The 23,775-nt window shown below is 66.2% G+C and carries 25 protein-coding genes and 2 tRNA genes; 17 read left to right on the plus strand and 10 right to left on the minus strand.

The features are described 5' to 3' along the window. Nucleotides 1–554: 554 nt before the first annotated feature. The 3 genes from ACTDI4_RS11390 (at nucleotide 555) to ACTDI4_RS11400 (ending at nucleotide 2,579) form a co-directional block, all read left to right on the plus strand. Nucleotides 555–1,481 (plus strand): IS110 family transposase, encoded by a 927-nt coding sequence (locus ACTDI4_RS11390; RefSeq protein ID WP_442840151.1) that lies wholly within the window; start codon nucleotides 555–557, stop codon nucleotides 1,479–1,481. A 145-nt stretch (nucleotides 1,482–1,626) separates the two neighbouring features. Beyond that, nucleotides 1,627–2,169: a MerR family transcriptional regulator gene (locus tag ACTDI4_RS11395; protein WP_442841248.1), complete on the plus strand. Its 543-nt coding sequence runs from the start codon at nucleotides 1,627–1,629 to the stop codon at nucleotides 2,167–2,169. 107 nt (nucleotides 2,170–2,276) lie between these two features. Further along, nucleotides 2,277–2,579 carry a hypothetical protein gene (locus ACTDI4_RS11400; protein WP_442841249.1) on the plus strand — a complete coding sequence of 101 codons (303 nt, stop codon included), beginning with the start codon at nucleotides 2,277–2,279 and terminating at the stop codon, nucleotides 2,577–2,579. Between the two features lie 28 nt (nucleotides 2,580–2,607). Here the strand turns inward: ACTDI4_RS11400 and ACTDI4_RS11405 are convergent. The 3 genes from ACTDI4_RS11405 to ACTDI4_RS11415 all read right to left on the minus strand — a co-directional run bounded on the left by ACTDI4_RS11405 (nucleotide 2,608) and on the right by ACTDI4_RS11415 (nucleotide 3,817). Next, nucleotides 2,608–2,684: transfer RNA gene (locus tag ACTDI4_RS11405), tRNA-Arg, on the minus strand. A 112-nt stretch (nucleotides 2,685–2,796) separates the two neighbouring features. After that, complete coding sequence (locus tag ACTDI4_RS11410; protein ID WP_442841250.1) at nucleotides 2,797–3,102, minus strand: ETC complex I subunit; 306 nt, start codon at nucleotides 3,100–3,102, stop codon at nucleotides 2,797–2,799. A gap of 85 nt (nucleotides 3,103–3,187) precedes the next feature. Beyond that, nucleotides 3,188–3,817: a MarC family protein gene (locus tag ACTDI4_RS11415; RefSeq protein ID WP_442841251.1), complete on the minus strand. Its 630-nt coding sequence runs from the start codon at nucleotides 3,815–3,817 to the stop codon at nucleotides 3,188–3,190. Nucleotides 3,818–4,057: 240 nt separating this feature from the next. Between ACTDI4_RS11415 and gyrA the strand changes: the two genes are divergently transcribed. Both gyrA and ACTDI4_RS11425 read left to right on the plus strand, forming a co-directional pair. After that, nucleotides 4,058–6,853: a DNA gyrase subunit A gene (gene gyrA, locus ACTDI4_RS11420; RefSeq protein ID WP_442841252.1), complete on the plus strand. Its 2,796-nt coding sequence runs from the start codon at nucleotides 4,058–4,060 to the stop codon at nucleotides 6,851–6,853. Continuing rightward, nucleotides 6,850–7,344: a GNAT family N-acetyltransferase gene (locus tag ACTDI4_RS11425; protein ID WP_442841253.1), complete on the plus strand. Its 495-nt coding sequence runs from the start codon at nucleotides 6,850–6,852 to the stop codon at nucleotides 7,342–7,344. The genes gyrA and ACTDI4_RS11425 overlap by 4 nt, the downstream gene beginning before the upstream one ends. Before the next feature lie 16 nt (nucleotides 7,345–7,360). Here ACTDI4_RS11425 and ACTDI4_RS11430 read toward each other — a convergent pair whose 3' ends face one another. Continuing rightward, complete coding sequence (locus ACTDI4_RS11430) at nucleotides 7,361–7,495, minus strand: hypothetical protein (protein ID WP_442841254.1); 135 nt, start codon at nucleotides 7,493–7,495, stop codon at nucleotides 7,361–7,363. Nucleotides 7,496–7,679: 184 nt separating this feature from the next. Here ACTDI4_RS11430 and coaD point away from each other — a divergent pair, with 184 nt between their 5' ends. The 10 genes from coaD (at nucleotide 7,680) to glpK (ending at nucleotide 16,368) form a co-directional block, all read left to right on the plus strand. Further along, nucleotides 7,680–8,180, plus strand: coding sequence for a pantetheine-phosphate adenylyltransferase (gene coaD / locus ACTDI4_RS11435; protein ID WP_442841255.1), 501 nt, complete (start codon nucleotides 7,680–7,682; stop codon nucleotides 8,178–8,180). Between the two features lie 15 nt (nucleotides 8,181–8,195). Beyond that, on the plus strand, nucleotides 8,196–8,783 hold the full coding sequence (locus tag ACTDI4_RS11440) for a peptidylprolyl isomerase (RefSeq protein WP_442841256.1): 588 nt from the start codon (nucleotides 8,196–8,198) through the stop codon (nucleotides 8,781–8,783). Nucleotides 8,784–8,821: 38 nt separating this feature from the next. After that, a complete protein-coding gene (locus ACTDI4_RS11445; protein ID WP_442841257.1) occupies nucleotides 8,822–9,337 on the plus strand; it encodes a peptidylprolyl isomerase in 516 nt (171 codons plus the stop codon). Between the two features lie 7 nt (nucleotides 9,338–9,344). Beyond that, a complete protein-coding gene (locus ACTDI4_RS11450) occupies nucleotides 9,345–9,797 on the plus strand; it encodes a DMT family transporter (protein ID WP_442841258.1) in 453 nt (150 codons plus the stop codon). 2 nt (nucleotides 9,798–9,799) lie between these two features. Further along, nucleotides 9,800–10,876, plus strand: coding sequence for a tRNA preQ1(34) S-adenosylmethionine ribosyltransferase-isomerase QueA (gene queA, locus ACTDI4_RS11455; protein ID WP_442841259.1), 1,077 nt, complete (start codon nucleotides 9,800–9,802; stop codon nucleotides 10,874–10,876). Further along, on the plus strand, nucleotides 10,873–12,003 hold the full coding sequence (gene tgt / locus ACTDI4_RS11460) for a tRNA guanosine(34) transglycosylase Tgt (RefSeq protein ID WP_442841260.1): 1,131 nt from the start codon (nucleotides 10,873–10,875) through the stop codon (nucleotides 12,001–12,003). Before queA ends, tgt begins: the two co-directional genes overlap by 4 nt. A gap of 88 nt (nucleotides 12,004–12,091) precedes the next feature. Beyond that, nucleotides 12,092–12,328 (plus strand): Lrp/AsnC ligand binding domain-containing protein, encoded by a 237-nt coding sequence (locus ACTDI4_RS11465; RefSeq protein ID WP_442841261.1) that lies wholly within the window; start codon nucleotides 12,092–12,094, stop codon nucleotides 12,326–12,328. Nucleotides 12,329–12,423: 95 nt separating this feature from the next. Next, on the plus strand, nucleotides 12,424–13,191 hold the full coding sequence (locus ACTDI4_RS11470; RefSeq protein ID WP_442841262.1) for a DeoR/GlpR family DNA-binding transcription regulator: 768 nt from the start codon (nucleotides 12,424–12,426) through the stop codon (nucleotides 13,189–13,191). A gap of 126 nt (nucleotides 13,192–13,317) precedes the next feature. Then, nucleotides 13,318–14,844 (plus strand): glycerol-3-phosphate dehydrogenase, encoded by a 1,527-nt coding sequence (gene glpD / locus ACTDI4_RS11475; RefSeq protein ID WP_442841263.1) that lies wholly within the window; start codon nucleotides 13,318–13,320, stop codon nucleotides 14,842–14,844. 30 nt (nucleotides 14,845–14,874) lie between these two features. Further along, nucleotides 14,875–16,368: a glycerol kinase GlpK gene (gene glpK, locus ACTDI4_RS11480; protein WP_442841264.1), complete on the plus strand. Its 1,494-nt coding sequence runs from the start codon at nucleotides 14,875–14,877 to the stop codon at nucleotides 16,366–16,368. Between the two features lie 54 nt (nucleotides 16,369–16,422). On the opposite strand, the gene ACTDI4_RS11485 is transcribed toward glpK, so the two are convergent. Beyond that, nucleotides 16,423–16,881, minus strand: coding sequence for a BA14K family protein (locus ACTDI4_RS11485; RefSeq protein ID WP_442841265.1), 459 nt, complete (start codon nucleotides 16,879–16,881; stop codon nucleotides 16,423–16,425). 323 nt (nucleotides 16,882–17,204) lie between these two features. Here ACTDI4_RS11485 and ACTDI4_RS11490 point away from each other — a divergent pair. Further along, nucleotides 17,205–17,279 (plus strand) — tRNA-Lys (locus ACTDI4_RS11490). A 77-nt stretch (nucleotides 17,280–17,356) separates the two neighbouring features. Here the strand turns inward: ACTDI4_RS11490 and ACTDI4_RS11495 are convergent. The 5 genes from ACTDI4_RS11495 to ACTDI4_RS11515 are packed head-to-tail and all read right to left on the minus strand — an operon-like array spanning nucleotide 17,357 to nucleotide 22,774. After that, on the minus strand, nucleotides 17,357–18,565 hold the full coding sequence (locus ACTDI4_RS11495; RefSeq protein WP_442841266.1) for a molybdopterin molybdotransferase MoeA: 1,209 nt from the start codon (nucleotides 18,563–18,565) through the stop codon (nucleotides 17,357–17,359). Continuing rightward, nucleotides 18,565–19,053 (minus strand): cyclic pyranopterin monophosphate synthase MoaC, encoded by a 489-nt coding sequence (moaC, locus tag ACTDI4_RS11500; protein WP_442841267.1) that lies wholly within the window; start codon nucleotides 19,051–19,053, stop codon nucleotides 18,565–18,567. Before moaC ends, ACTDI4_RS11495 begins: the two co-directional genes overlap by 1 nt. A 4-nt stretch (nucleotides 19,054–19,057) precedes the next feature. Beyond that, the gene (gene trpC, locus ACTDI4_RS11505) at nucleotides 19,058–19,870 is read right to left on the minus strand and encodes an indole-3-glycerol phosphate synthase TrpC (RefSeq protein WP_442841268.1); all 813 of its coding nucleotides are present in this window, start codon (nucleotides 19,868–19,870) and stop codon (nucleotides 19,058–19,060) included. Then, nucleotides 19,863–20,885, minus strand: a complete 1,023-nt coding sequence (gene trpD / locus ACTDI4_RS11510) for an anthranilate phosphoribosyltransferase (RefSeq protein WP_442841269.1) — start codon at nucleotides 20,883–20,885, stop codon at nucleotides 19,863–19,865. The genes trpC and trpD overlap by 8 nt, the downstream gene beginning before the upstream one ends. Continuing rightward, nucleotides 20,882–22,774 carry a peptidyl-prolyl cis-trans isomerase gene (locus ACTDI4_RS11515; protein WP_442841270.1) on the minus strand — a complete coding sequence of 631 codons (1,893 nt, stop codon included), beginning with the start codon at nucleotides 22,772–22,774 and terminating at the stop codon, nucleotides 20,882–20,884. The genes trpD and ACTDI4_RS11515 overlap by 4 nt, the downstream gene beginning before the upstream one ends. Nucleotides 22,775–22,907: 133 nt before the next feature. Between ACTDI4_RS11515 and tpiA the strand changes: the two genes are divergently transcribed. Next, a complete protein-coding gene (tpiA, locus tag ACTDI4_RS11520; RefSeq protein ID WP_442841271.1) occupies nucleotides 22,908–23,672 on the plus strand; it encodes a triose-phosphate isomerase in 765 nt (254 codons plus the stop codon). Nucleotides 23,673–23,775 lie beyond the last annotated feature (103 nt).

Consider the following 23,775-nt stretch of genomic DNA (forward strand, 5'->3'; position numbering starts at 1 on the left):
GAAAAGGATCGCCGCCATGCGCCGCAAGGCGCGGGGGCGATCTGAGCCCGACGCGAGGGGCAGGCGTTCCAGCCGCACGGGCTTAGAGCCTTTCATGGTTACACGGGACCATTCTGTTTCTCGTTTGGCGTGCCGATCCACCAGGAAGGGCGCGAAGGTCGATGTGGTGCATCGGCCGAGCGGCCTGACGCCGTGGGCGGCCGCCAAACGGAAACCCGGAGGGCCGGGCCGGTTCGGGCCAAATCCATCGGACTTCGGCAGCGGCCGATGCCCCACATCGACCTCGCCGAACCCCTCGACCTTGGCCCAAACCTGCTCCGGCAGAATGGTCCCGTGTAACCATGAAAGGCTTGTCTTATGACTTTTGCTGCCGAACGGGCGAAGAAGGGACCGCCGGGAGGGGTAGCAGCCCCTCGTCGGCGGCGAGGGTCGGATCGTTGAAATGCTGACCGTTGACGGGTCGAGCTAGAGTGTGATCGCCCTCGTCTTTCTCTTGAGGCCTGAACGGATACCCGCAGTTCGGCTGCGGACGACAAGCACAGGACAAGCGAAAGATGATGAACGATACCATCGGCGTCGACATCTCGAAAGACCATCTCGACGCCCACCGCATGAGCGATGGCAAAAGCCGCCGCTTTGGCAACGACAAGGCCGGCCATAGAGCATTCCTGGCGTGGCTGGCACAGCCTGACACCCGCATCGTCTACGAACCGACCGGTCCTTATCACCGAGCCTTCGAGCGGAGGCTGGCGGATGGCGGCTTCGCCCTTGTCAAGGTCAATCCGCGTCAGGCAAGGCGCTTCGCCGAGGCCACCGGCCGGCTTGCCAAGACCGACCGGCTCGACGCCGCCATGCTGGCGCGCATGGGGATGTTGCTCGACCTCGAGGCCCGACCGACGCGCGGCCCGCTCCTTAATGATCTCAAGGATCTCTCCATGGCCCGCGAGGCGCTGGTGAAAAACCGCACGGCGGCGAAGAACAGAGCAAAGAACCTGACCTTACCCATCCTCAAGCGTCACAATGGCGAGCAACTCAGGCAGATCGAGCGCCAGCTCGCCGCGATCGAAGTCGAGATCATGAAGCTCATCAAGGCCGATCCTGACCTAGCCAACCGCTTCGACATCCTTGTATCGATCCCCGGCGTCTCGGCCATCACCGCCTTCGCGCTGATCATCGACATGCCCGAACTCGGCACCCTCGAAAACACCCAGGCTGCATCGCTCGCTGGCCTCGCCCCGGTCGCACGCCAGTCTGGAAAATGGACAGGCCGCGCCTTCATCAGAGGCGGTCGGGCCAACGTTCGCCAGGCCCTCTACATGCCGGCCCTCGTCGCCACGCGCTTCAATCCAGACCTCAAGGCAAACTACGATGGGCTCAAGGCCGCCGGCAAAGCCTCCAAGGTCGCCATCACCGCCATCATGCGAAAGCTGATCGTCCTCGCAAACGCACTGCTCAGGGACCACCGCAAATGGGCCCCATAACTTCCTTGACCAAAACGGATACTCTAGGATTGGAAAACGGGCGCCCGCATTGAGGCGGGGCTTGAATGGCGTCCGATAAACCGCTGAAATAAGGTGTCGATTCGGCATTTTCCGCCGTTTCGCCGTCCAGCGAGAGGATTCGCCCATGGACAAGAGCCCCGATGCTTTCCGCACCATCAGCGAGGTAGCCGAGGACCTCGACCTGCCGCAGCATGTGCTGCGTTTCTGGGAAACGCGCTTCACGCAGATCAAGCCGATGAAGCGCGGCGGCGGCCGCCGCTACTACCGGCCGCAGGACGTGGAACTGATCAAGGGCATCCGCCACATGCTCTACGACCAGGGCTACACCATCAAGGGCGTGCAGAAGCTGCTGCGCGAGAACGGCAACCAGTTCCTCATCGCCATCGGCAACGGCGACCTTGCCGCCGTGGAGGCGATCGCCCAGCGCAAGCAGGCGGACACGGTGCCGCTGACCCAGGGCGCGCAGCCGCGCGCCGTGGACGAGGAGATGCTGGTGGGCCAGCCCAAGGTCAAGCCCAGCCGGCGCTTCTTCGGCCTGGGCAAGAGCGAGGAGGAAGGACCGGTGCAGGCCGACAGCGGCAAGCTTTCGCGCGACAACCGCGCGCTGCTGCAGGAAGCGCTGTTCGACCTGCTGGAGTGCAAGCGCCTGCTCGACCAGGTGCGTTGAACGCATGCTCCGGGCGCGCTTTGCGCCCTTCCGGCATATACGGTGCCGGCGCAGGAACCAACCTGGCCGGTGGCCGTTTCATGTCCTCACTCAACAGGGACATGGGAATGAACTTTTTTTCCAACCTCTCCGACAGCGACCTGGAAAAGCAGGTCGCCTCGCTTTCGCGCGAACTTGCTTCGCTGAAGAAGGTCCTGGCCCGCCGCGGCAACTCCTATTACGAGGACGGGCGCGACATGGTTTCGGACTTCTCCGACGATCTCGCCGAACGGATCGGCAGCAGCCTGCCCGCGGTCCGCAGGCAGGCGAGGGCCATCGAAAGATCGGCGCGCGAACATCCGGCGACCGCCGCGGCGATCGGCCTCGTCGCGCTCGGGCTGGCGGCCATGTTCCTGGTCGGCCGGCGCTGAAGCCGGCTGCGGTCCTGCGAGGAATTGCTGGCGATCCCGGCAGGATTCGAACCTGCGACCATCGGCTTAGAAGGCCGGTGCTCTATCCAGCTGAGCTACGGGACCGCTGGATCGGGATGATGGCCCACGGGACCGTCATCCCCGTTTCTCTTACTGTTTGCGCATGACCTTTTCCCGAAAACCGCTTTGCGCCTTTCGGGATCATGCGGGACGACGCTCAGTGCGTCCAGGGCGTGCGGCGGTCGAAGCGGAAATTGTCCGAATACGAAATCTGCCGGCGCTTGGGCGGGGTGGGTTCCTCGATGCGATAGGGCAGGCCCTGCTTTTCGGCATAGGCCACCGCTTCCTCGCGCGTGTCGAAGGCCAGCCTGATCTGGCTCCTCATGTCGCCGGAGCTTGTGTAGCCCATCAGTGGATCGATCTTGCGCGGCTTTTCCGGGTCGAACTCCAGCACCCAGTGGCCGGTCTTGGCCGTGCCGGACTGCATGGCTGTTTTCGCGGGGCTGAAAATGCGCGCGGACATCGAAACCTCGTTCATCAAAAGCGGCTGCTTTGACATCGTGCTTACTGTGCAATGCCGCCGATGGCAATGCGCCGGCCGCGTGAACCTAGCTCGCGGCCAGCGCCTTGATGCCATCGGCGACGAATTGCACGGCCAGCGCGGCCAGGATGACGCCCAGCAGCCGCGTCAGGATCGAGCGGCCGGTCTGGCCGAGCAGGCGGTCGATGCGCTCGGAAAGCACGAACACCATATAGGTGATGGCCAGGCACAGGAAAATGATGCCGACCAGGGCCGCGCGCGCGGCGAACCCCTGGTAGGAGCCGGAAAGCAGCACCGTGGCCGAGATGGCGCCGGGACCGGCGATCAGCGGGATCGCCAGCGGGAAGGCGGCCAGATTGTGGATGTGGTCGCGGGTGATCGCGACGTCGGAGATCTTTTCCTTCCGGTCCTGCCGGCGCTCGAACACCATCTCGAAGGCGATGAAGAACAGAAGGAAGCCGCCGGCCACCCGGAAGGCCGGCAGCGTGATGCCGAATACCGAAAGGATCGCGGCGCCGGCGACGGCGAAGAGCGCCATGACGAGGAAGCCGATGACGCTGGCGCGGATCGACACCTGCCGGCGCTGCTCGCGGTTCATGCCGCGCGTCACCGCCAGGAAGATCGGCGCAAGCCCCGGCGGGTCGATCGTCACCAATATGGTGACGAAAGCATTGAAGATGCTGTCGAAACTGGGCATGCGGCCTCCCCCGTCGCATGCAGGCTAGCGCATTGCCCGGCAAGGTGGGAAGCGGTTTTGCCAAATGCCGCGCAGACGGCTGGACCGCGCACCCGCGGCTGACCGCGACATTCCCGCCCGCAAGGCGCATCCATTTGAAATACCGAGGAAAACCAGTTCTGGAAAACGGTCCCCGCCATTGGAGAAACGGTGCGCTTTCCTATATAAGGGGTGGATGATTCCTGAATTGCGTGACCTGTTTTGACCGACCAGAAGACACCTCGGGGGCCGGACGGCCCCTCGGACATCGAGCCCGTCTCCATTATCGAGGAGATGCAGCGCTCCTATCTCGACTACGCCATGAGCGTGATCGTCAGCCGGGCGCTGCCGGATGTCCGCGACGGCCTGAAGCCCGTCCACCGCCGCATCCTCTACGCCGCGCATGAGAGCGGCTATCACTGGAACCGCAAATATGTGAAGTCGGCGCGTCCCGTGGCGGACGTGATGGGTAAATACCACCCGCATGGCGACGCCTCGATCTACGATGCGCTGGTGCGCATGGCGCAGGACTGGTCCATGCGCGTGCCGCTCATCGACGGGCAGGGTAATTTCGGCTCCATCGACGGCGACCCGCCGGCGGCCATGCGCTACACCGAGTCGCGGCTCACCCGGGTCGCGCACGAGCTTCTGGAGGACATCGACAAGGACACGGTCGATTTCCAGGACACCTACGACGCCTCCGGCAGCGAGCCGCGCGTCCTGCCCGCGCGCTTCCCGAACCTTCTGGTCAACGGCTCGGGCGGCATCGCGGTGGGCATGGCCACCAACATCCCGCCGCACAATCTGGGCGAGGTCTGCAACGGCGCCATCGCCCTCATCGACAATCCGGCCATCGATCTTTCGGAGCTGATGGAGATCGTGCCGGGGCCGGATTTTCCGACCGGGGCAATCGTGCTCGGCCGTTCCGGCATCCACAGCGCCTATTCCACCGGGCGCGGCTCCATCATCATGCGCGGCAAGGTGCATATCGAGGAGAGCCGCGGCGATCGCGAGGCCATCATCGTCACCGAGGTTCCCTACCAGGTGAACAAGGCCTCCATGATCGAGAAGATGGCCGAGCTGGTGCGCGAGAAGCGCATCGAGGGCATCTCCGACATCCGCGACGAGAGCGACCGGCAGGGCTACCGGGTCGTCATCGAGCTGAAGCGCGACGCCAACGCCGACGTCATTCTCAACCAGCTCTACCGCTTCACGCCGCTGCAGACCTCCTTCGGCGCCAACATGGTGGCGCTGAACGGCGGCAAGCCGGAAGTCATGACGCTGCTCGACATGCTCCGGGCCTTCGTCGCCTTCCGCGAGGACGTGATCAGCCGGCGTACGAAATATCTTCTGCGCAAGGCGCGCGACCGCGCCCATGTGCTGGTCGGCCTGGCGATTGCCGTCGCCAATATCGACGAGGTGATCCGGCTGATCCGCAGCGCCCCCGATCCGCAGACGGCGCGCGACCAGTTGATGACCCGGCGCTGGCCGGCCGCCGACGTCGAGGCGCTGATCAAGCTCATCGACGACCCGCGCCATCGCATCAACGACGACGGGACGTATAACCTGTCCGAGGAGCAGGCCCGCGCCATCCTCGAACTGCGCCTGCAGCGCCTGACCGCGCTGGGGCGCGACGAGATCGACGACGAGCTGAACAAGATCGGCGTCGAGATCGCCGACTACCTCGACATCCTGTCGTCGCGCGCCCGCATCCAGCAGATCGTCAAGGACGAGCTGGCCGCCGTGCGCGACGAGTTCTCCACCCCGCGCCGCACCGAGCTTGCCGAAGGCGGGGCCGACATGGAGGACGAGGACCTCATCCAGCGCGAGGACATGGTCGTCACCGTCAGCCATTCCGGCTACATCAAGCGCGTGCCGCTGTCGCTCTACCGGGCCCAGCGCAGGGGCGGCAAGGGCCGCTCGGGCATGTCCACCAAGGACGAGGATTTCGTCACCCGCCTGTTCGTGGCCAACACGCACACGCCGGTGCTGTTCTTCTCCTCGCGCGGCATCGTCTACAAGGAAAAGGTCTGGCGCCTGCCCATCGGCACGCCCCAGTCCCGCGGCAAGGCGCTCATCAACATGCTGCCGCTGGAGCAGGGCGAGCGCATCACCACAATCATGCCGCTGCCGGAGGACGAGGGAAGCTGGGGCGAGCTGGACGTGATGTTCGCCACCACGCGCGGAACCGTGCGCCGCAACAAGCTGTCCGACTTCGTCCAGGTCAACCGCAACGGCAAGATCGCCATGAAGCTGGACGAGGAGGGCGACGAGATCCTCGGCGTGGAGACCTGCACGGAAAACGACGACGTGCTGCTGACGGTGGCGTCAGGCCAGTGCATCCGCTTCCCGGTCTCGGACGTGCGCGTGTTTGCAGGCCGCAATTCGGTCGGCGTGCGCGGCATTTCCATGGCCGAGAACGACCCTGCGATTTCCATGACCGTCATCGAGCACGTCGAGGCCGACGCTTCGGAGCGTGCCGCCTACCTGAAGCGCTCGACCGCCGAGCGCCGGCTGCTCTCGGGCGCCGGCGAGGAGGAGGAGATCGCGCTGACCAACGAGGAGGTGGGCGAGGAGGCCCAGCTCTCCGACGAGCGCTACGAATTCCTCAGGCAGCACGAGCAGTTCGTGCTGACCGTCACGGAGTTCGGCTACGGCAAGCGTTCCTCCTCCTACGATTTCCGGCGGACCGGACGTGGAGGCAAGGGCATCCGCGCCACCGACGTGTCGAAGGTGGACGAGATCGGACGGCTGGTTGCAACCTTCCCGGTGGGTGACGAAGACCAGATCATGCTGGTGTCGGACGGCGGCACGGTCATCCGCGTTCCCGTCCATGGCATCCGCTTCGCCAGCCGCGCGACCAAGGGCGTCACCATCTTCAACACCGCTGCCGGCGAGAAGGTGGTCTCCGTCGAGCGCATTTCCGAGCCCCAGGGCGACGGAGATAACGGCGACGGCGAGAACGGAACCGAAGACGCTGGCCCGGCGCAAGAGAACGGAGCCGGCGAAGAGGCATGACCGGCGCGGCCGCTTCCTCGCTGCGCCTTGCCGTTGCCGGCGATCTGGCGACGGTGGAGCGGCTGACCGAGGAAGCCTATGCGCCATACACGCCGCTGCTCGGCGCGCCGCCGCTGCCTGTCGGGGAAGATTATGCGCCCCGAATCGCCGCCGGCCAGGTCTGGCTGCTGGAGGTGGAGAGCGAGCCGGCCGGGCTGATCGTGCTGGAGGCGCATTCCGACCATATGCTGATCTACAGCGTGGTGGTGGCCCCCGCCTTCCAGGGGCGCAGGCTCGGCCATCGCCTGCTCGACTGGGCCGAGGAGCGGGCCGCGCTTGCCGGGCTGGATCGCATGCGGCTGTTTACCAATGAGCGCCTGACCCGCAACATCGGGCTCTACGCGGCCTATGGCTATGTGGAGAGGGAGCGTCGCTTCCATCCCAAGCGGGACGGCTGGACGGTCGTCTACATGGAAAAGGACCTGTCGAAGAAAGACCCCGGCGAGCGCTGAGCAAAAGGCTTTAGGATCAGTCGCGGCGGCCGAAATGGTAACGGCGGTCGCGGGTGTTCAGGCGCACCCTTTCAGCTTCCTGATGCAGACCGAACACTGTGGCGATCAGCATGGCGACGGTCATTGCGGCGGCGAGCATGAAGATCATCATGGCTTGGTTCTCCTGGTTCGACAACGAACGGGCCGCGAATTGGTTTCACCCACGCCATCATCTCTACGTGAACGATATTTAACCGCTCCTGACCGGCGCGTTCATTTGAAGTTCATGGTTTCCGAATGGTTCATGCGCCTGCGGGGATGGCATTTGTCCTGCGGCTGATCTAGAAAGCTGCGCCATGAAAGAACGCGTCGCCATCTATGCCGGCTCCTTCGACCCGCTGACCAACGGCCATCTCGATGTGCTGAAGGCATCGCTGGCGGTCGCCGACATCGTTTATGCGGCCATCGGCGTCCACCCGGGCAAGAAGCCGCTGTTTTCGTTCGAGGAGCGGGTGGACCTGATCGAGCGGTCCGCACGCGAAGAACTGGGTGCCGACGGCGCGCGCATCAAGGTCGTGGCCTTTGACGGGCTGGTCGTCGACGCGGCGCGCAGGCATGGCGCCTCGATCATGATTCGCGGCCTGCGTGACGGCACCGACCTCGACTACGAGATGCAGATGGCAGGCATGAACGAGACCATGGCGCCGGAACTGCAGACGGTGTTTTTGCCGGCCAGCCCCTCCGTGCGCACCATTACCGCCACACTCGTGCGTCAGATCGCCTCGATGGGCGGCGACATCCGCCCCTTCGTGCCGGCATGCGTTGTCGGCGCGCTCGTCGCCAAGTTCGCGAAATAGCTCGGAGATACATTCATGCAGCTCAAGAAGCTCGCTGCCTTCCTCGTCGTGCTGGCGGGGCTCTTCGCCGGATCGGCGACGGCCTTTGCGGCTGATCCGGAAAACACCATGATCATCACGCTGAAGGACGGCGACGTCACCGTGGCGCTGCGTCCGGACCTTGCGCCCAAGCATGTCGCCCAGATCAAGAAGCTGGTGCGCGAGGGCGCCTACGACAACGTGGTGTTCCACCGCGTCATCAACGGCTTCATGGCCCAGACCGGCGACGTGCAATACGGCAATGCCAAGAAGGGTTTTAACGCCTCTGCCGTGGGTACCGGGGGCTCGGAACTGCCGAACCTGCCGGCGGAGTTCTCCAAGGAGCATTTCGTGCGCGGCGTGGTGGGCATGGCCCGGTCGCAGAACCCGGATTCGGCCAATTCGCAATTCTTCATCATGTTCGGGCCCGCACCGAGCCTCGACGGGAAATACACCATCGTCGGCAATGTCGAGAAGGGCATGGAACTGGTCGACAACATCAAGAAGGGCGACGATGCCCGCAACGGCGCCGTGGACGACCCCGACCGCATGGTCAAGGTTCGCATCGCGGCAGACGGAAAGTAAGCCGGCCGCAAGGAGCCGGATGACGAAAGGACAGGAAAATGGCCGAAATCAAGGACCGCGAGAACGCCCTCATCATGGAAACGACGAAGGGCACCGTCGTCATCGAAATGTTTCCGGACCTGGCGCCGGGCCATGTCGCCCGCATCAAGGAACTGGCGCGCGAGGGCGCCTATGACGGCGTGGTGTTCCACCGCGTCATCGACGGCTTCATGGCCCAGACCGGCGACGTGCAGTACGGCAACTCGTCCAAGCCTTCCTTCGCGCCTTCGCGCGCCGGCATGGGCGGTTCGGACAAGCCGGACCTCAAGGCCGAGTTCTCCAACGCCAACCATGGCCGCGGCACCTGCTCCATGGCGCGTGCGCAGAACCCCAACTCGGCCAACTCGCAGTTCTTCATCTGCTTCGATGACGCCTCCTTCCTCAACCGGCAATACTCGGTCTGGGGCCAGGTCGTCGAGGGCATGGACAATGTCGACAAGATCAAGCGCGGCGAGCCGGTGCAGGACCCCGACAAGATCGTGTCGCTGAAGGTCGCTGCCGACGTCGCGGCTTGAGACCGGCATGATCTGGAGCCTGCTTTGGGCGGCGTTTGGCGTGGTGGCGGGGTCGTTCCTCGCCATCCAGGCGCCGATCAATGCCGCACTCAGCAAGGGCCTCGGCCTGCCTGTGGCGGCCGCGGCCTCGTCTTTTTTCGCCGGCGCGGTGGCGCTGGCCTTCGTGTCGATGGCGGTTTCGCAGGCGCAGGGCGTTACGATCGGCTGGCGCGTTCCGCCATGGTGGATGTTCGTTGCCGGCGGCTGCCTGGGCGCCGCCTTCGTCACCGCCATAATCATCCTGACGCCGCGGCTCGGCGCGGCAGCCACGATGGGCTTCGTGGTCGCCGGTCAATTGTTTGCCGGCCTAATCGTGGACCGCATCGGCTTCCTCGGGCTTGCGGTGCGTGAGATTTCGGTCGGGCGCGTCGCGGGCGCCATGCTGCTGCTTGCCGGAGCGGTGCTGATCCGGATCTACTGAACATGCGCGTGGACCTGTTCGATTTTGAATTGCCCGAGGAGCGCATCGCGCTGCGGCCGGCGGAACCGCGCGACCGGGCCCGCCTGCTCGAGGTGAAGCCGGGTGAAGCGCTGCGCGACCTGCGCGTGCGCGACCTGCCGGACCTTCTGGCCCCCGGCGACGTGCTGGTGTTCAACGACACCAAGGTCATACCCGCCCAGTTGAAGGGGCTGCGCCGGCGCGGCGAGGCGGTGGCGCAGGTGGAGGCCACGCTGCACATGCGCACCGCGCCCGACCGCTGGCTGGCCTTCATGCGGCCGGGCAAGCGCGTCGCCGCCGGCGACCGCATTCATTTCGGCCATGACGGCAATTCGTGTTTTCTCGGCCAGCTCGACGCCACGGTGATCGAAAAGGGCGAGGGCGGCGAGGTGCTGCTCGGCTTCGACGTTTCCGGCCCCTTCCTGGACGAGGCGCTGCATGCCGTCGGCCATATTCCGCTGCCGCCCTACATTGCCTCGAAGCGCGACGACGACGAGCGCGACCTGGCCGACTACCAGACCGTCTATGCCCGCGAGGAGGGCGCGGTGGCTGCCCCCACCGCCGGCCTGCATTTCACGCCGGAACTGTTTTCCGCGCTGGACGCGGCCGGCATCGAGCGCCGCTTCGTGACGCTGCATGTGGGAGCCGGCACCTTTCTGCCGGTCAAGGCCGACGACACGGCCGATCATAAAATGCACGCCGAAACCGGATTCGTGCCGCAGGACGTGGCCGATGCGCTGAACGCCGCCAGGGCCAGGGGCGGCCGCATCGTGGCCGTCGGCACCACGTCGCTGCGCCTGCTGGAGAGCGCCGCGCGCGAGGACGGCACCATTGCCGCCTGGTCGGGGGCCACCGACATCTTCATCACGCCCGGCTACCGCTTCCGGACGGCCGACGCGCTGATGACCAATTTCCATCTGCCGCGCTCGACCCTGTTCATGCTGGTCTCGGCCTTTTCGGGGCTGGAGACGATGCGCGCGGCCTATGCGCATGCCATTGCAGGCGGCTACCGCTTCTATTCCTACGGCGACGCCAGCCTGCTGTTCAGGGCCGACACATGAGTTCCGAATTTTCCTTCAAGGTGCTGGCCACCGACGGCAAGGCGCGCCGCGGCGAAGTCTCCATGCCGCGCGGTACCGTGCGCACGCCGGCCTTCATGCCGGTGGGGACCGGCGGCACGGTCAAGACCATGTATATGGACCAGGTGCGCGACCTCGGCGCCGACATCATCCTGGGCAACACCTATCACCTCATGCTGCGGCCCGGGGCCGAGCGGATGGCGAGGCTGGGCGGCCTGCACGAATTCGCCCGCTGGCCGCACCCGATCCTGACCGACAGCGGCGGTTTCCAGGTCATGTCGCTGTCCAAGCTGAGGAAGCTGACCGACCATGGCGTGACCTTCCGCTCGCATATCGACGGCGCGCCCTACGAGATGACCCCGGAGCGCTCGATCGAGATCCAGGGACTGCTCGATTCCGACATCCAGATGCAGCTCGACGAGTGCACCGCGCTGCCGGCGCCGCGCACCGAAATCGAGCGGGCGATGGAATTGTCGCTGCGCTGGGCCGAGCGCTGCAAGGCGGCCTTCGGCAGTCAGCCGGGAAAGGCCATGTTCGGTATCGTGCAGGGCGGCGACGTGGCAGACCTGCGGGTCGGCTCGGCCCGGGCGCTGGCCGCCATGGACCTGAAGGGCTATGCGGTGGGCGGGCTTGCCGTGGGCGAGCCGCAGGCGGTGATGCTGGACATGCTCGACGCCACCTGTCCCGAACTGCCCGCCGACAAGCCGCGCTACCTGATGGGCGTCGGCACGCCCGACGATATCCTGAAATCGGTGGCGCGGGGTATCGATATGTTCGACTGCGTCATGCCCACGCGGGCAGGGCGGCACGGGCTGGCCTACACCCGGCGCGGCAAGGTGAACCTGCGCAACGCCCGCCATGCCGACGACCATCGCCCGCTGGACGAGGAGAGCGACTGCCCAGCCGCGCGCGATTACAGCAGGGCCTATCTGCATCATCTGGTGCGCTCGCAGGAGGCGCTGGGGGCGATGCTTCTGACCTGGAACAATCTTTCCTACTATCAGAAGCTGATGCAGGATATCCGCGCCGCGATCGAGGCCGGCGCGTTTGCGGAACGGGCGCAGGAAATTTCCGAGGGCTGGGCGCGCGGCGACATCGCGCCGCTGTGAGGCGATGGCGCCGGCGGCCGGCCCCGGCTTGAAAGGCAGCCTCCGGTCTGTCACAAGGCCGAAGACCCGGCGCAAGTGGAGCGAGGCGATGAAGGCGTTTTTCGTGCAGATAAAGTGCGACCTCGGCAAGGCCTATGAAGTCGCCAGCGAGTTGGCGGACGCCGAGATCGCATCGGAAATCTATTCGACGGCCGGGCAGTACGACCTGCTGGCCAAATTCTATCTGGAGGACGACGAGGATATCGGTCACTTCGTCAACCAGAAGGTGCAGGTGATCCCCGGCATCAAGGACACCTTCACGACGGTGACCTTCCGCGCCTTCTGAACGGCGGCGCCTTGCGGCGCACACCCCGACTTTTCCTTTCCACTGCTTTCGTTTTCAGCTATTGCTAAGAAAAACGAAAACGGTGGAGAGGGCCGATGTATCTGTCGCCGCGTCATTCCGAGATCATCCAGTTGGCCAAGGATCATGGCCGCGTTCTGGTGGACGACCTGGCGAGCCATTTCAAGGTCACGCCGCAGACGATCCGCAAGGATCTCAACGATTTGTGCGACCAGCGGCTTCTGACCCGAATCCATGGTGGGGCTCTGTTTCCCTCCGGCATCGAGAACATGGAATACGAGGCGCGGCGCAAGATCGCGGCCGAGGAGAAGGAGGCGATCGGGCGGGCGGCTGCGCGCATCATCCCCGACAGCGCTTCGCTGTTCATCAATATCGGCACCACCACGGAAGCGGTCAGCAAGGCGCTTCTCGACCATTCCGGCCTTATGGTCATCACAAATAATATCAATGTCGCCAATAGGATGCGGGTCTATCCTTCCATAGAGGTGGTGATTGCCGGCGGGGTCGTCCGCGGGTCGGACGGCGGTATCGTGGGCGAGGCCGCGGTGGATTTCATCAAGCAGTTCAAGGTCAACTATGCCGTCATCGGCGCCTCGGCGATCGATCATGACGGCGCGCTGCTGGATTTCGACTTCCGCGAGGTGAAGGTGGCCCAGGCCATCATCGCCAATGCGCGGCACGTGATACTGGTTTCGGACCGCACCAAGTTCGAGCGCACCGCGCCGGTGCGCATCGGCCATCTGTCGCAGGTCGACACCTTCATCACCGACCGTTGCGACATCCCCGCCATCCGCCGTATCTGCGCGGAATCGGACGTCAAGCTGGTCGAGACCGCGCTGCCCTGAAGCCGGTACGAACGGCGGTTTTCATTGCCATAATTTCGTTTGACACGCGTTTCTATTTCGGAATAATTCCTCCACATTTTCGTGAAAGCCGAAAATGCTGCAATGCGAAGTCGCCAGGAGGGATCTTTGGGCGAAAACCCCATCCATGACATCCTGGTCATCGGCGGCGGCATCAACGGTTGCGGCATCGCGCGCGATGCGGCCGGCCGCGGATTTTCGGTTTTCCTGGCGGAGATGGACGATCTTGCCAGCGGTACCTCCTCCGGCTCCACCAAGCTGATCCATGGCGGGCTGCGCTATCTGGAGTTCTACGAATTCCGGCTGGTGCGTGAGGCGTTGATGGAGCGCGAGGTGCTGTGGCGCAACGCGCCGCACATCATCTGGCCGCTGCGCTTCGTGCTTCCCTATGCGGCCGGGTTGCGGCCCGCCTGGCTGCTGCGGCTCGGCCTGTTCCTCTACGACCACATCGGCGGGCGCCGGCTGCTGCCGCCCACCCGCACGCTGGACATGCGCACGGACCCGGCCGGCGTGCCGCTGAAACCGTTGTTTTCCAAGGCGTTCGAATATTCGGACGGCTGGGTCAACGACGCGCGGCTGGTGGCGCTGAACGCGCGCGATGCCGCCGACCGCGGCGCGGTGATCCGCACGCGCACCAGGGTGGCGGCAGCCCGGCGCGAAAATGGGTTGTGGACCTGTACGCTGGAAGACCGGCGCACCGGCGCCACGGAGCAGGTGAGGGCGCGCCTGCTGGTCAACGCGGCGGGCCCGTGGGTGGATCATGTGCTTTCCCACACGGTGGGCCTGTCGGAGGTGCATAATGTGCGCCTGGTGCAGGGCAGCCATATCGTGGTACGGAAGAAGTTCGACGACCCGCGCGCCTATTTCTTCCAGAACCGTGACGGCCGCATCATCTTCGCCATCCCCTATGAGGACGAGTTCACGCTGATCGGCACCACGGACCGGGATTTCCCGGGCGATCCGCACGACGTGCGCATCAGCGAGGAGGAGATCGACTATCTGTGCACGGCGGCAAGCGAATATTTTGCGGAAGCCGTGCGGCGCGACGACATCGTGTGGACCTATTCGGCGGTGCGGCCGCTCTATGACGACGGCGCCTCCAGGGCGCAGGAGGCGACGCGCGACTACGTACTGAAGGCCGATGGCGGGGAAGGCGAGGCTCCCCTGCTCAACGCCTTCGGCGGCAAGATCACCACCTATCGCCGGCTCGCGGAAGCGATGCTGGACAAGATCGAGGCTTTTCTTGGCCGGCGCGGCGCGCCGTGGACGGCCGAGGCGCCTTTGCCGGGCGGGGATTTCCCGGCCACCGGCTTCGAAGCGGAGGCGGAGCGGCTTGCCGCCGACTATCCCTTTCTCGGCGCCGGTTTGGCGCGGCGGCTCACCCGGCTCTACGGCACGCGCGCCCGTGTCCTGCTCGGTTCCGCCGGATCGAAGGCCGAGCTTGGCCGCGACTTCGGCGCCGAGCTATACGAAGCGGAGGTGCGCTATCTCGTCGACAACGAGTGGGCGCGGACGGCCGAGGACATTTTGTGGCGAAGGACCAAGCGCGGGCTGCATTTCAGCCCCGCGCAGGTGGCGGCGCTGGAAGATTTCCTGCAACCTGCGAAAGGGCCGCATCGAGCGGCGGCGGGATAGGGTCGGGCGGTGCGTGCAAGAGGGGGGAATATGACCGGCCATATCCTGGCGATCGACCAGGGCACGACTTCGAGCCGAGCGATCCTGTTCGACGGCGCCATGAGGATGGCGGGCGTCGGCCAGCAGGAGTTTACCCAGCATTTTCCGGCTTCCGGCTGGGTCGAGCATGACCCGGAGGAGATCTGGTCGAGCGTGGTGGCGAGCGTGAAGGCGGCGCTCGAAAAGGCCGGGCGGCAGGCCGGCGAGATCGCCGCCATCGGCATCACCAACCAGCGCGAGACCGTCGTCATCTGGGACAGGGCGACCGGCAGGCCGATCCACCCGGCAATCGTGTGGCAGGACCGGCGCACCGCGCCGCTTTGCGCCAGGCTCAAGAAACAGGGGCTGGAACCGGAATTCACCCGCAGGACCGGACTGCTGCTCGACCCCTATTTCTCCGGCACCAAGATCGCCTGGATTCTGGACAGGGTGCAGGGCGCGAGGAAAAGGGCCGAAAAGGGCGAATTGCTGGCCGGCACGATCGATTCGTTCCTGATCTGGCGGCTGACCGGCGGCAGGGCGCATGTCACCGACGCCACCAACGCCTCGCGCACGCTGGTCTACAACATAGCCGACAATGCCTGGGACGAGGATCTGCTCGGCATTCTGGACATCCCGGCGCAGATGATGCCGCAGGTGAAGGATTGCGCCGATGATTTCGGCACAACGGACGAAACGCTGTTCGGCGCGCGGACAAGGATCTGCGGCGTGGCCGGCGACCAGCAGGCGGCCACCATCGGCCAGGCCTGCTTCGAGCCGGGCATGATGAAATCCACCTACGGCACCGGCTGCTTTGCCCTGCTGAACACCGGCACCGACATGGTGCGCTCCAAAAACCGCCTGCTCACCACCATCGCCTATCGCCTGGCCGGCAAGACCACCTATGCGCTGGAAGGTTCCATCTTCGTGGCGGGCGCAGCCGTGCAATGGCTGCGCGACGGACTGAAGGTGATCGGCAAGGCCGGAGACAGCGGCATGCTTGCCGCCGAGGCGGACCCCGCCCAGGATGTCTATCTCGTCCCGGCCTTTGTCGGGCTCGGCGCGCCGCACTGGGATGCCGAGGCGCGCGGCGCCATCTTCGGCCTCACCCGCAATTCGGGGCCGGCGGAATTTGCGCGCGCCGCGCTGGAATCGGTCGCCTACCAGACGCGCGACCTGCTGGACGCGATGAAAAAGGACTGGCAGGAAAAGGCGGCGAGGACCGTCCTGCGGGTGGACGGCGGCATGGTCGCCTCCGACTGGACCATGCAGCGCCTGGCCGACATCCTCGACGCGCCGGTGGACCGGCCCACGATATTGGAGACGACGGCGCTGGGCGCGGCATGGCTGGCCGGTGCCGAGGCGGGAGTATGGCCGGCGGCGGACGAATTCGCCCGAAGCTGGGCGCTCGACCGGCGATTCGAGCCGCAGATGGACGCCGCCACGCGGGCCGCCAAGCTGAAAGGCTGGCGCGATGCGGTGCGACGCACCTTGAGCGCCACGTGAAAGGCCGCGCCGTCGCCGGCGCGGCCGTCTTTGCCTGTCGGGGCCAGCCGTCCGTCAATACGGCGAAACGCATTGGCGGCGCGGGCCGTTATAGGGCTGCCAGGTGTTGTCGTAGGCCCGATAGCTACGATAGCGCTGCGAGCACCAGTTCACATGGGCATTGCCGTAGGCCGCAGGTGGCGGGCGGTCATTGGCGAGGGCACCGGAAATGATCGCCCCGGCCGCGAAGGCCCCCAGCGGGAACCAGAGATCGCCATGGCGGCGATAGCCGGGCCGATAGTTGCGATAGCCGCGATGCCCGCGCCAGTAGTAGTCGCCGCCGCGACGGACGACGCGGTCGCCGCCGCGACGGATCACCCGTTCACGCCCTCTCCACTGCACGGTCTGGAGATCGGAGGAGGCCACGGGCTTCTGCGGCACGTAAACCGACTGGGCGTTGGCCGCCGTGATCTCGGCGGCAACGAGCGAAACGCCCAAGGCGGCCGCCAGAAGACCTGGCATCAGCTTCTTCATGAATCTTCTCCTTGCTTGACGTCCCACGGGGAAACGAAGGGAGGTGGCATTTGTTCCGCGAAGTCAAGCTTTTGCCCGTCCGGCGCCAAATCCGCCGCGCCGCGCCTTCCGGTGCAGGGGCAGCCGCAAACTCCTGTGGCGGGGCGCTTTTTCCGGTTGACCGGCCGAAGCTCGCTCCCTATGTTCCGCCGCAATTTCGGGGCGTGAGAAGCCTCGGAAACGCAGCGGCAGGCGCGTCCGGTTGCCGAGGCGAACGCGGCTTTTCCGCCGCGCGGCCGGAAGGTTGCGAAACGGAAATTCCGTCGCGGCCGGAATGCCAGGACGGGCCGGTAGCTCAGCGGTAGAGCACGTGACTTTTAATCATGTGGTCGAGGGTTCGATCCCCTCCCGGCTCACCACCCTGCAGAGATTTCGACCCTGTAGAGATTTCGACAGGGGTATCTTCCTCGATGTTCTCGCCCGGCCGGTATGGGGCTCAGCGCAGCATGAGCACGCGGCAGGCGGCTCCTTCCTCGACGGCCGGAGCGAACGGCTCGCGGATGACGAGGCCGTTGGCGTCGGCCATCATCTTCAGCATCGAGGAATCCTGCGTGCCGAAAGGCGTCGCCACGAGCGCGCCTTCGTCTTCCTTCACCACCACCGCGCGCACATAATCCTGGCGACGGTCGTTCGCGGCCATGGCGATGCCGAGGCGCGCCTCGCGCATGTCCTGTCTGAACGGCCGGCCGCCGAGGCGCGAAAGCAGGGGTTTGAGGAAAAGCTGCGAGCACACCAGGCTCGCCACCGGGTTGCCCGGCAGGCCGAGGCAGCGAATGCCGTCCAGCCGGCCGAACATCAGCGGCTTGCCGGGACGCATGGCGATGCGCCAGAAGCCCAGTTTCATGCCTTCCGCCGTCAGCACGTCGTGAACCAGATCATGGTCGCCGACCGAGGCCCCGCCGAGCGTCACGATCACGTCGGCGCCGGCTGCGACCGCCTTGCGCACGAGCGCGGCGATGGCTTCGCGGCTGTCCGGCGCGATGCCGAGGTCGAGTGTCGCGGCGCCCACGGAGCGTGCGGCGGCCGCCACGCCGTAGGCGTTCGATGCGATGATCTGGTCGGGGCCGATGGCGCTGCCTGGCGTCGCCAGTTCGTCGCCGGTGGCGACGATGGCGACCAGCGGCCGCCGCACCACGTCCAGGCGCGGATGGTTGGCCGCCGCCGCCAGGGACAGGGCTGCCGCGTCGAGCCGGCGCCCGGCCTCCAGCAGCAGGTCGCCTTCCGCGAAGTCGAGGCCGGCCTTGCGAACGTTGCGGCCCATTGAGGCCGGCTCCAGCACCTCTATGGCGCCGTCGCCCAGGTCGCGCACGTTCTCCTGGATAACGACGGTGTCGCAATCCGCCGGCAGCGGTGCGCCGGTGAAGATGCGCACGGCTTCGCCATCGCCCACGCGCCCCCCGAAGCTGTGGCCCGCGGCCGCCGTGCCCACCACTTGCAGCCGCGCAGGCGCAGTCGCCACGTTCCTGCCGCGCACGGCATAGCCGTCCATGGCCGAGGCATCGAAGGGCGGCTGGGTGCGCAGCGCCATGAGCGGCGCCGCCAGCACGCGGTCCCAGGCATCGGCCAGCGCGACGCTCTCGGCCGGCAGCGCGTCTGCGCCTTCGAGCAGGCGGTCGAGCGCTTCCGAAATCGGGATGAGTGCCATCACGCGTCAGCCTTGTAGTCGCCGGACTTTCCGCCGGTTTTCTCGACCAGCCGTATGCCGGAAATCGTCATGGCCCGGTCCACGGCCTTGGCCATGTCGTAGATGGTCAGGCAGGCGACCGAGGCCGCCGTCAACGCCTCCATTTCCACGCCGGTCTTGCCCGTTACCCGGGCGAGCGCCGTGACCCTCAGGCCGGGCAGGGCTTCGTCCGGTTCGATCTCCACGGAAACCTTGGTCAGCAGCAGCGGGTGGCAGAGCGGGATCAGCTCGTGCGCCTTCTTGGCCGCCATGATGCCGGCGATGCGGGCCGTGCCGAGCACGTCGCCTTTCTTCGCATTACCTTCCAGGATGGTCGCGAGCGTCTCCGGAAGCATGCGGACAAAACCCTCGGCCACGGCGGTGCGCTGGGTCTCGGCCTTTTCGCCGACATCGACCATGTGCGCCTCGCCTTGCCGGCCGATATGGGTGAGGGCAGGGCGGCCGGACATGAGCTCAGACGGCCTCCGCAGCCGTGTCTAGCCCGAGAAGAGCGCGGGTTGCCGCGGTCACGTCCTGCTGGCGCATAAGGCTCTCGCCGACGAGGAAGGTGCCGATGCCGTTTTGCGCCAGCCGCTGGCAGTCGGCATGGGTGAAGATGCCGCTCTCGCCCACCAGCAGCCTGTCGGGCGGGACCATGGCAGCCAGCCGCTCGGACGTTTCCAGACTGGTCTCGAAGGTGCGCAGGTTGCGGTTGTTGATGCCGATCAGCCGCGACGACAGTTTCAGCGCGCGTTCCATCTCGGCTTCGTCATGCACCTCCACCAGCGCATCCATGCCGAGCGAGAAAGTGGCTTCTTCCAGTTCGCGTGCGAGCGCGTCGTCGACGCTGGCCATGATGATGAGGATGGCGTCGGCGCCCCAGGCGCGCGCTTCATAGACCTGATAGGGGTCGAACAGGAAATCCTTGCGCAGCGCCGGCAGCGGGCAGGCGGCGCGCGCCGCGGTGAGGAATTCCGGCGCGCCCTGGAAGGACGGCGCGTCCGTCAGCACCGACAGGCAGGCCGCGCCGCCGGCGGCATAGGCCCTGGCAAGCGCCGGCGGATCGAAATCGGCGCGGATCAGGCCCTTGGAAGGGCTGGCTTTCTTGATCTCCGCGATCAGGGCGAAGCGGCCTTGCCCGCGCCGGGCTTCGAGCGCGGCCAGGAACCCGCGCGGCGCATCGGCGTCCTTCGCCCGCGCCTCGATCTCGCCCAGAGGCACGCGCGCCTTGGCAGCGGCGATCTCGTCGCGCTTGTAGGCCTCGATCTTCTTGAGGATGTCAGCCATCTTCCTGCTCGTTGGAGACCTCGACGAGCTTCTTCAGCACGTCGCGCGCGCGGCCGCTGTCGATGGCGCCGGCGGCCTTCAGGATGCCGTCCTCCAGCCGGGTCACGACGCCGGCGACCACGAGGCCGGCACCGGCGTTCATCAGTACGGTGTCGCGATAGGCGCCTGGCGCGCCGTCGAGCAGCGCCCGCAGGGCCTTGGCGTTGAAAGCCGAATCCCCGCCGCGCAGCGCCTCGCGGCCGTGCCGCTTGAGGCCGAAGGTTTCCGGCTGGAGCGTGAAGGTGCGGATCTCGCCGTCCGCCAGCTCGGCCACCGAAGTCTCTCCGGTGGTGGTGATCTCGTCATAGCCGTCGCCATGCACCACCCAGGCATGCTCGGCGCCCAGCGCTTTCAGCGTCTCGGCAACCGGCACGATCCATTCCGGCGCGAACACGCCCACGAGCTGGCGCTTGACCCCGGCGGGGTTCGAAAGCGGTCCGAGCAGGTTGAAGATGGTGCGGGTGCCCAGTTCCACGCGCGTGGGGCCGACATGCTTCATGGCCGGATGATGCGCCGGCGCGAACATGAAGCCGACGCCGGCCTCGCGGATGCAGCGCCCGATCGCCTCCGCCGACAGGTCGATCTTGATCCCGAGCGCGGTCAGCACGTCGGCGGCGCCCGTGAGCGAGGAGAGCCCGCGATTGCCGTGCTTGGCCACCGGCACGCCGCAGCCGGCGATGACGATGGCGGATGCGGTGGAGATGTTGAGGCTGTGCGAGCCGTCGCCGCCGGTGCCGACGATGTCGATGGCGTTCTCCGGCGCGTTCACTCGCAGCATCTTGTCGCGCATGGTGGCGACCGCGCCGGAAATCTCGCTCACGGTTTCGCCGCGCACCCGCAACGCCATCAGGAAGCCGCCGATCTGGCCCGGCGTGGCGTCGCCCGACATGATGATGTCGAAGGCCTCGCGCGCTTCCTCGAAGGACAGGGGCGCGCCCGCGGCCACCTTGGCTATGTGGGTCTTGAGCGCGCTCATTGGTTCATCGCCTGGGCGATCGCGGTCTGGTCGATGCGCACGTCGTATTGCGTCTGCAATTTCGCCACCAGTTCGTCGAGCATGTCGTCGGCCATGCCGGAGGCGAAGGCGTTGCGCGCCTCCTCGGGCACCGAGCCGGCGTCGGCGCCGGCCGGCTCGAACACTTCCGCCACCTTGAACAGGATCTCGGCCTCGCCCGTCGGCGCCGGCACCACGCCCACCGCTCCATCCGGAACGCCGAACATGGCGGCTGCGCCCTCCTTGCCGAAATCGGCGTCGTCGGCCTCGCGCTTCAGGCCGCGCTTGGTCTGCTTTTCCAGGTTCAGCCCGCCGGCGATCGTGTCGAGCGAGGCGCCGTTCCTGGCCTGTTTCTCCAGTTCGTCGGCCTTGGCGCTGAGGCGCTTCTCGGCCTCCGCCTTCGTCCAGTCCGCGACGACCTTCTCGCGCACCTCGTCCAGCGTGCGGTCGCGGGCAGGGGTCACCGCGTTGACCTCGTAGAAGACGTAGCCGCCATCGGCCGTGCTCAGCCCTTCGTTCTCGGCGCCGGTCTCGGCGTCGAACACCGCCCGGATCAGGGCTGCGGACTCGGGCAGCCCCGCCGCGACGGTGCCGTCGGGGTGCTGCCCGGCGCGGTCGATGGCGTCCACCGTCACGACCTTGAGCTTCATCTTGTTGGCGGCTTCCTGCATCGTCTCGCCGGCGGCGCGTGCGTCCTCATAGGCGTCGTGCGTGTCGGGCAGCACGCGGTTCGCCTCCACGAGCGCCAGTTCCTTGCGAATCTGGTCGGAAACCTCGGCCAGCGGCTTCACCACCTGCGGCTTGATCTCGGTGACGCGCAGCAGCACGGGGCCGAAGGCGCCCTTCACGACAGGGCTCACCTCATTGAGATTGAGCGAAAAGGCGGCATCGGCCACGGCCTTGTCGGGAATCTTGTCCTTGGACAGGGTGCCGAGCACCGTGTCGGCCTCGGTCTTGCCCTCTGCTGCGGCCAGCTTGTCGAAGGTGGCGCCGGCCTTCAGCGAGTCGGCGGCGGCTGTGGCGGCCTCGGCCGACTTGAACACGAGCTGCTCCACGGTGCGCATTTCCGGCGTGGTGTAGCGGTCCTTGTTCTTTTCGTAGTCGGCGGCGACCTCGCTGTCGGTGATCGAACTCGTGTCGACGATATCCTGCGGCTCGAGCCGCACATAGGAGAACTTGCGGTATTCGGGCGCCGCGTAGGCCTTCTTGTTTTCTTCGAAATAGGCCGAAAGCGCGCTGGCGGACGGCGGATCGATCGGCTCGACCAGCGACCTGGGCAACACGACATAGTCGATCGTGCGGTCCTCGCCCCGATAGAGCGCGACCGCCTTCAGGAAGGTGTCGGGGGTCTTGAGCCCGTCCGACACGGCCTCCACGATCTGCTGGCGCACGGCGACCTGGGAGCGGTTTTTCAGATAGTCTTCCGGCCGCATGCCGACCTGGCGCAGCACGTAGTCGAACATGCGCCGGTCGAACTGGCCGTCGGCGCCCTTGAACGCGGGATCGGTATGGGTGAGCTGTGCAAGCCGGTCCTTGGACAGGCCGAGGCCGAGCTTGCGGGCCTGCTCGTCCAGCAGCGCGCCGGAAACCAGCCCGGCCAGGACCTGGTTCTGGACCCCCAGGGCGGTCGCCTGCTCGGTCGTCAGCCGCTGGCCGAACTGCTGGGACAGCGCGTTGATCTGGCGGTCATAGGCCAGGCGGTATTCGGTGACGGAAACCGTGGTGCCGCCGGCCGTGATGACGGAGTGATGACCGGCGATCGTGCCCATGACCCGCCCGGATATGCCCCACACGGCAAAGCTCACCACGAGCAGGGAAAGCAGCGCCTTGGCCACCCAGGTTCCAGCCGCATCTCTTAAGGTACCGAGCATTGCCACGTCCAATTTGACAGATGAAAGGGCAATAGCCTCCTTCACGGCCAGTGTCGATTGCTTTGTGCCTCGATTTTGGTAGTGAAGCCGGTGTTCGCAACAGGCCCAGCCGGCCGCTTCGGAGGTCAGATCGATGACACCAGGGATTCGCCCGCTCGTCGCCGGGAACTGGAAAATGAACGGCACCGGAGCCTCGCTCAACGAGTTGAGGATGATCGGCAACGGCTTCATGGGCGGGCTCGACGCGGAAACCGAGGCGCTCGTCTGCGTGCCCGCGACGCTGCTCACCAGGGCGGCAGAGGCGGTGTCCCGCACGCCGGTGCGCGTCGGCGGCCAGGACTGCCACGCCGACGAGAGCGGCGCCCATACCGGAGACATCTCGGCCGAGATGCTGAAGGACGCGGGCGCCAGCCACGTCATCGTCGGCCATTCTGAGCGCCGCATCGACCATGGCGAGGACGACGCCACCGTGCAGGCCAAGGCGCGTGCCGCCTGGCGGGCGGGGCTGACGGCCATCATCTGCATCGGCGAGACCAAGGCCGAGCGCGAGGCCGATGCCACGCTCGACGTGCTGGCGCGCCAGATAGCCGGGTCCGTGCCGGCAAGCGCCACGGCACAGAACGCCATCCTGGCCTATGAGCCGGTCTGGGCGATCGGCACGGGGCTTACACCGACCGTGGCGGACGTAGCGGAGGCGCACCGGCACATACGCGAGCGGCTTGCCGAGAAGCTGGGGTCGGCTGCGGCAAAGATGCGCATCCTTTACGGCGGCTCGGTCAAGCCTTCCAACGCGGTGGAACTGCTCGGCGTGGCCAATGTGGACGGCGCGCTGGTCGGCGGCGCCAGCCTCAAGGCTGCGGATTTCCTCGCCATCGCGGAAGCCTATCGTTCCATCTGATGCGGCGCCCAGACGGTTTGATAATCCGGCCACGCGACCCATATTCAGGGCGCGGGCTTGGAAATGCCGCCAAAGCATTGTATTGAGCCGCCTCCGATGACCC

Source organism: Mesorhizobium sp. PUT5 (assembly GCF_052216645.1).
In the GTDB taxonomy this organism is placed as follows: domain Bacteria; phylum Pseudomonadota; class Alphaproteobacteria; order Rhizobiales; family Rhizobiaceae; genus Mesorhizobium.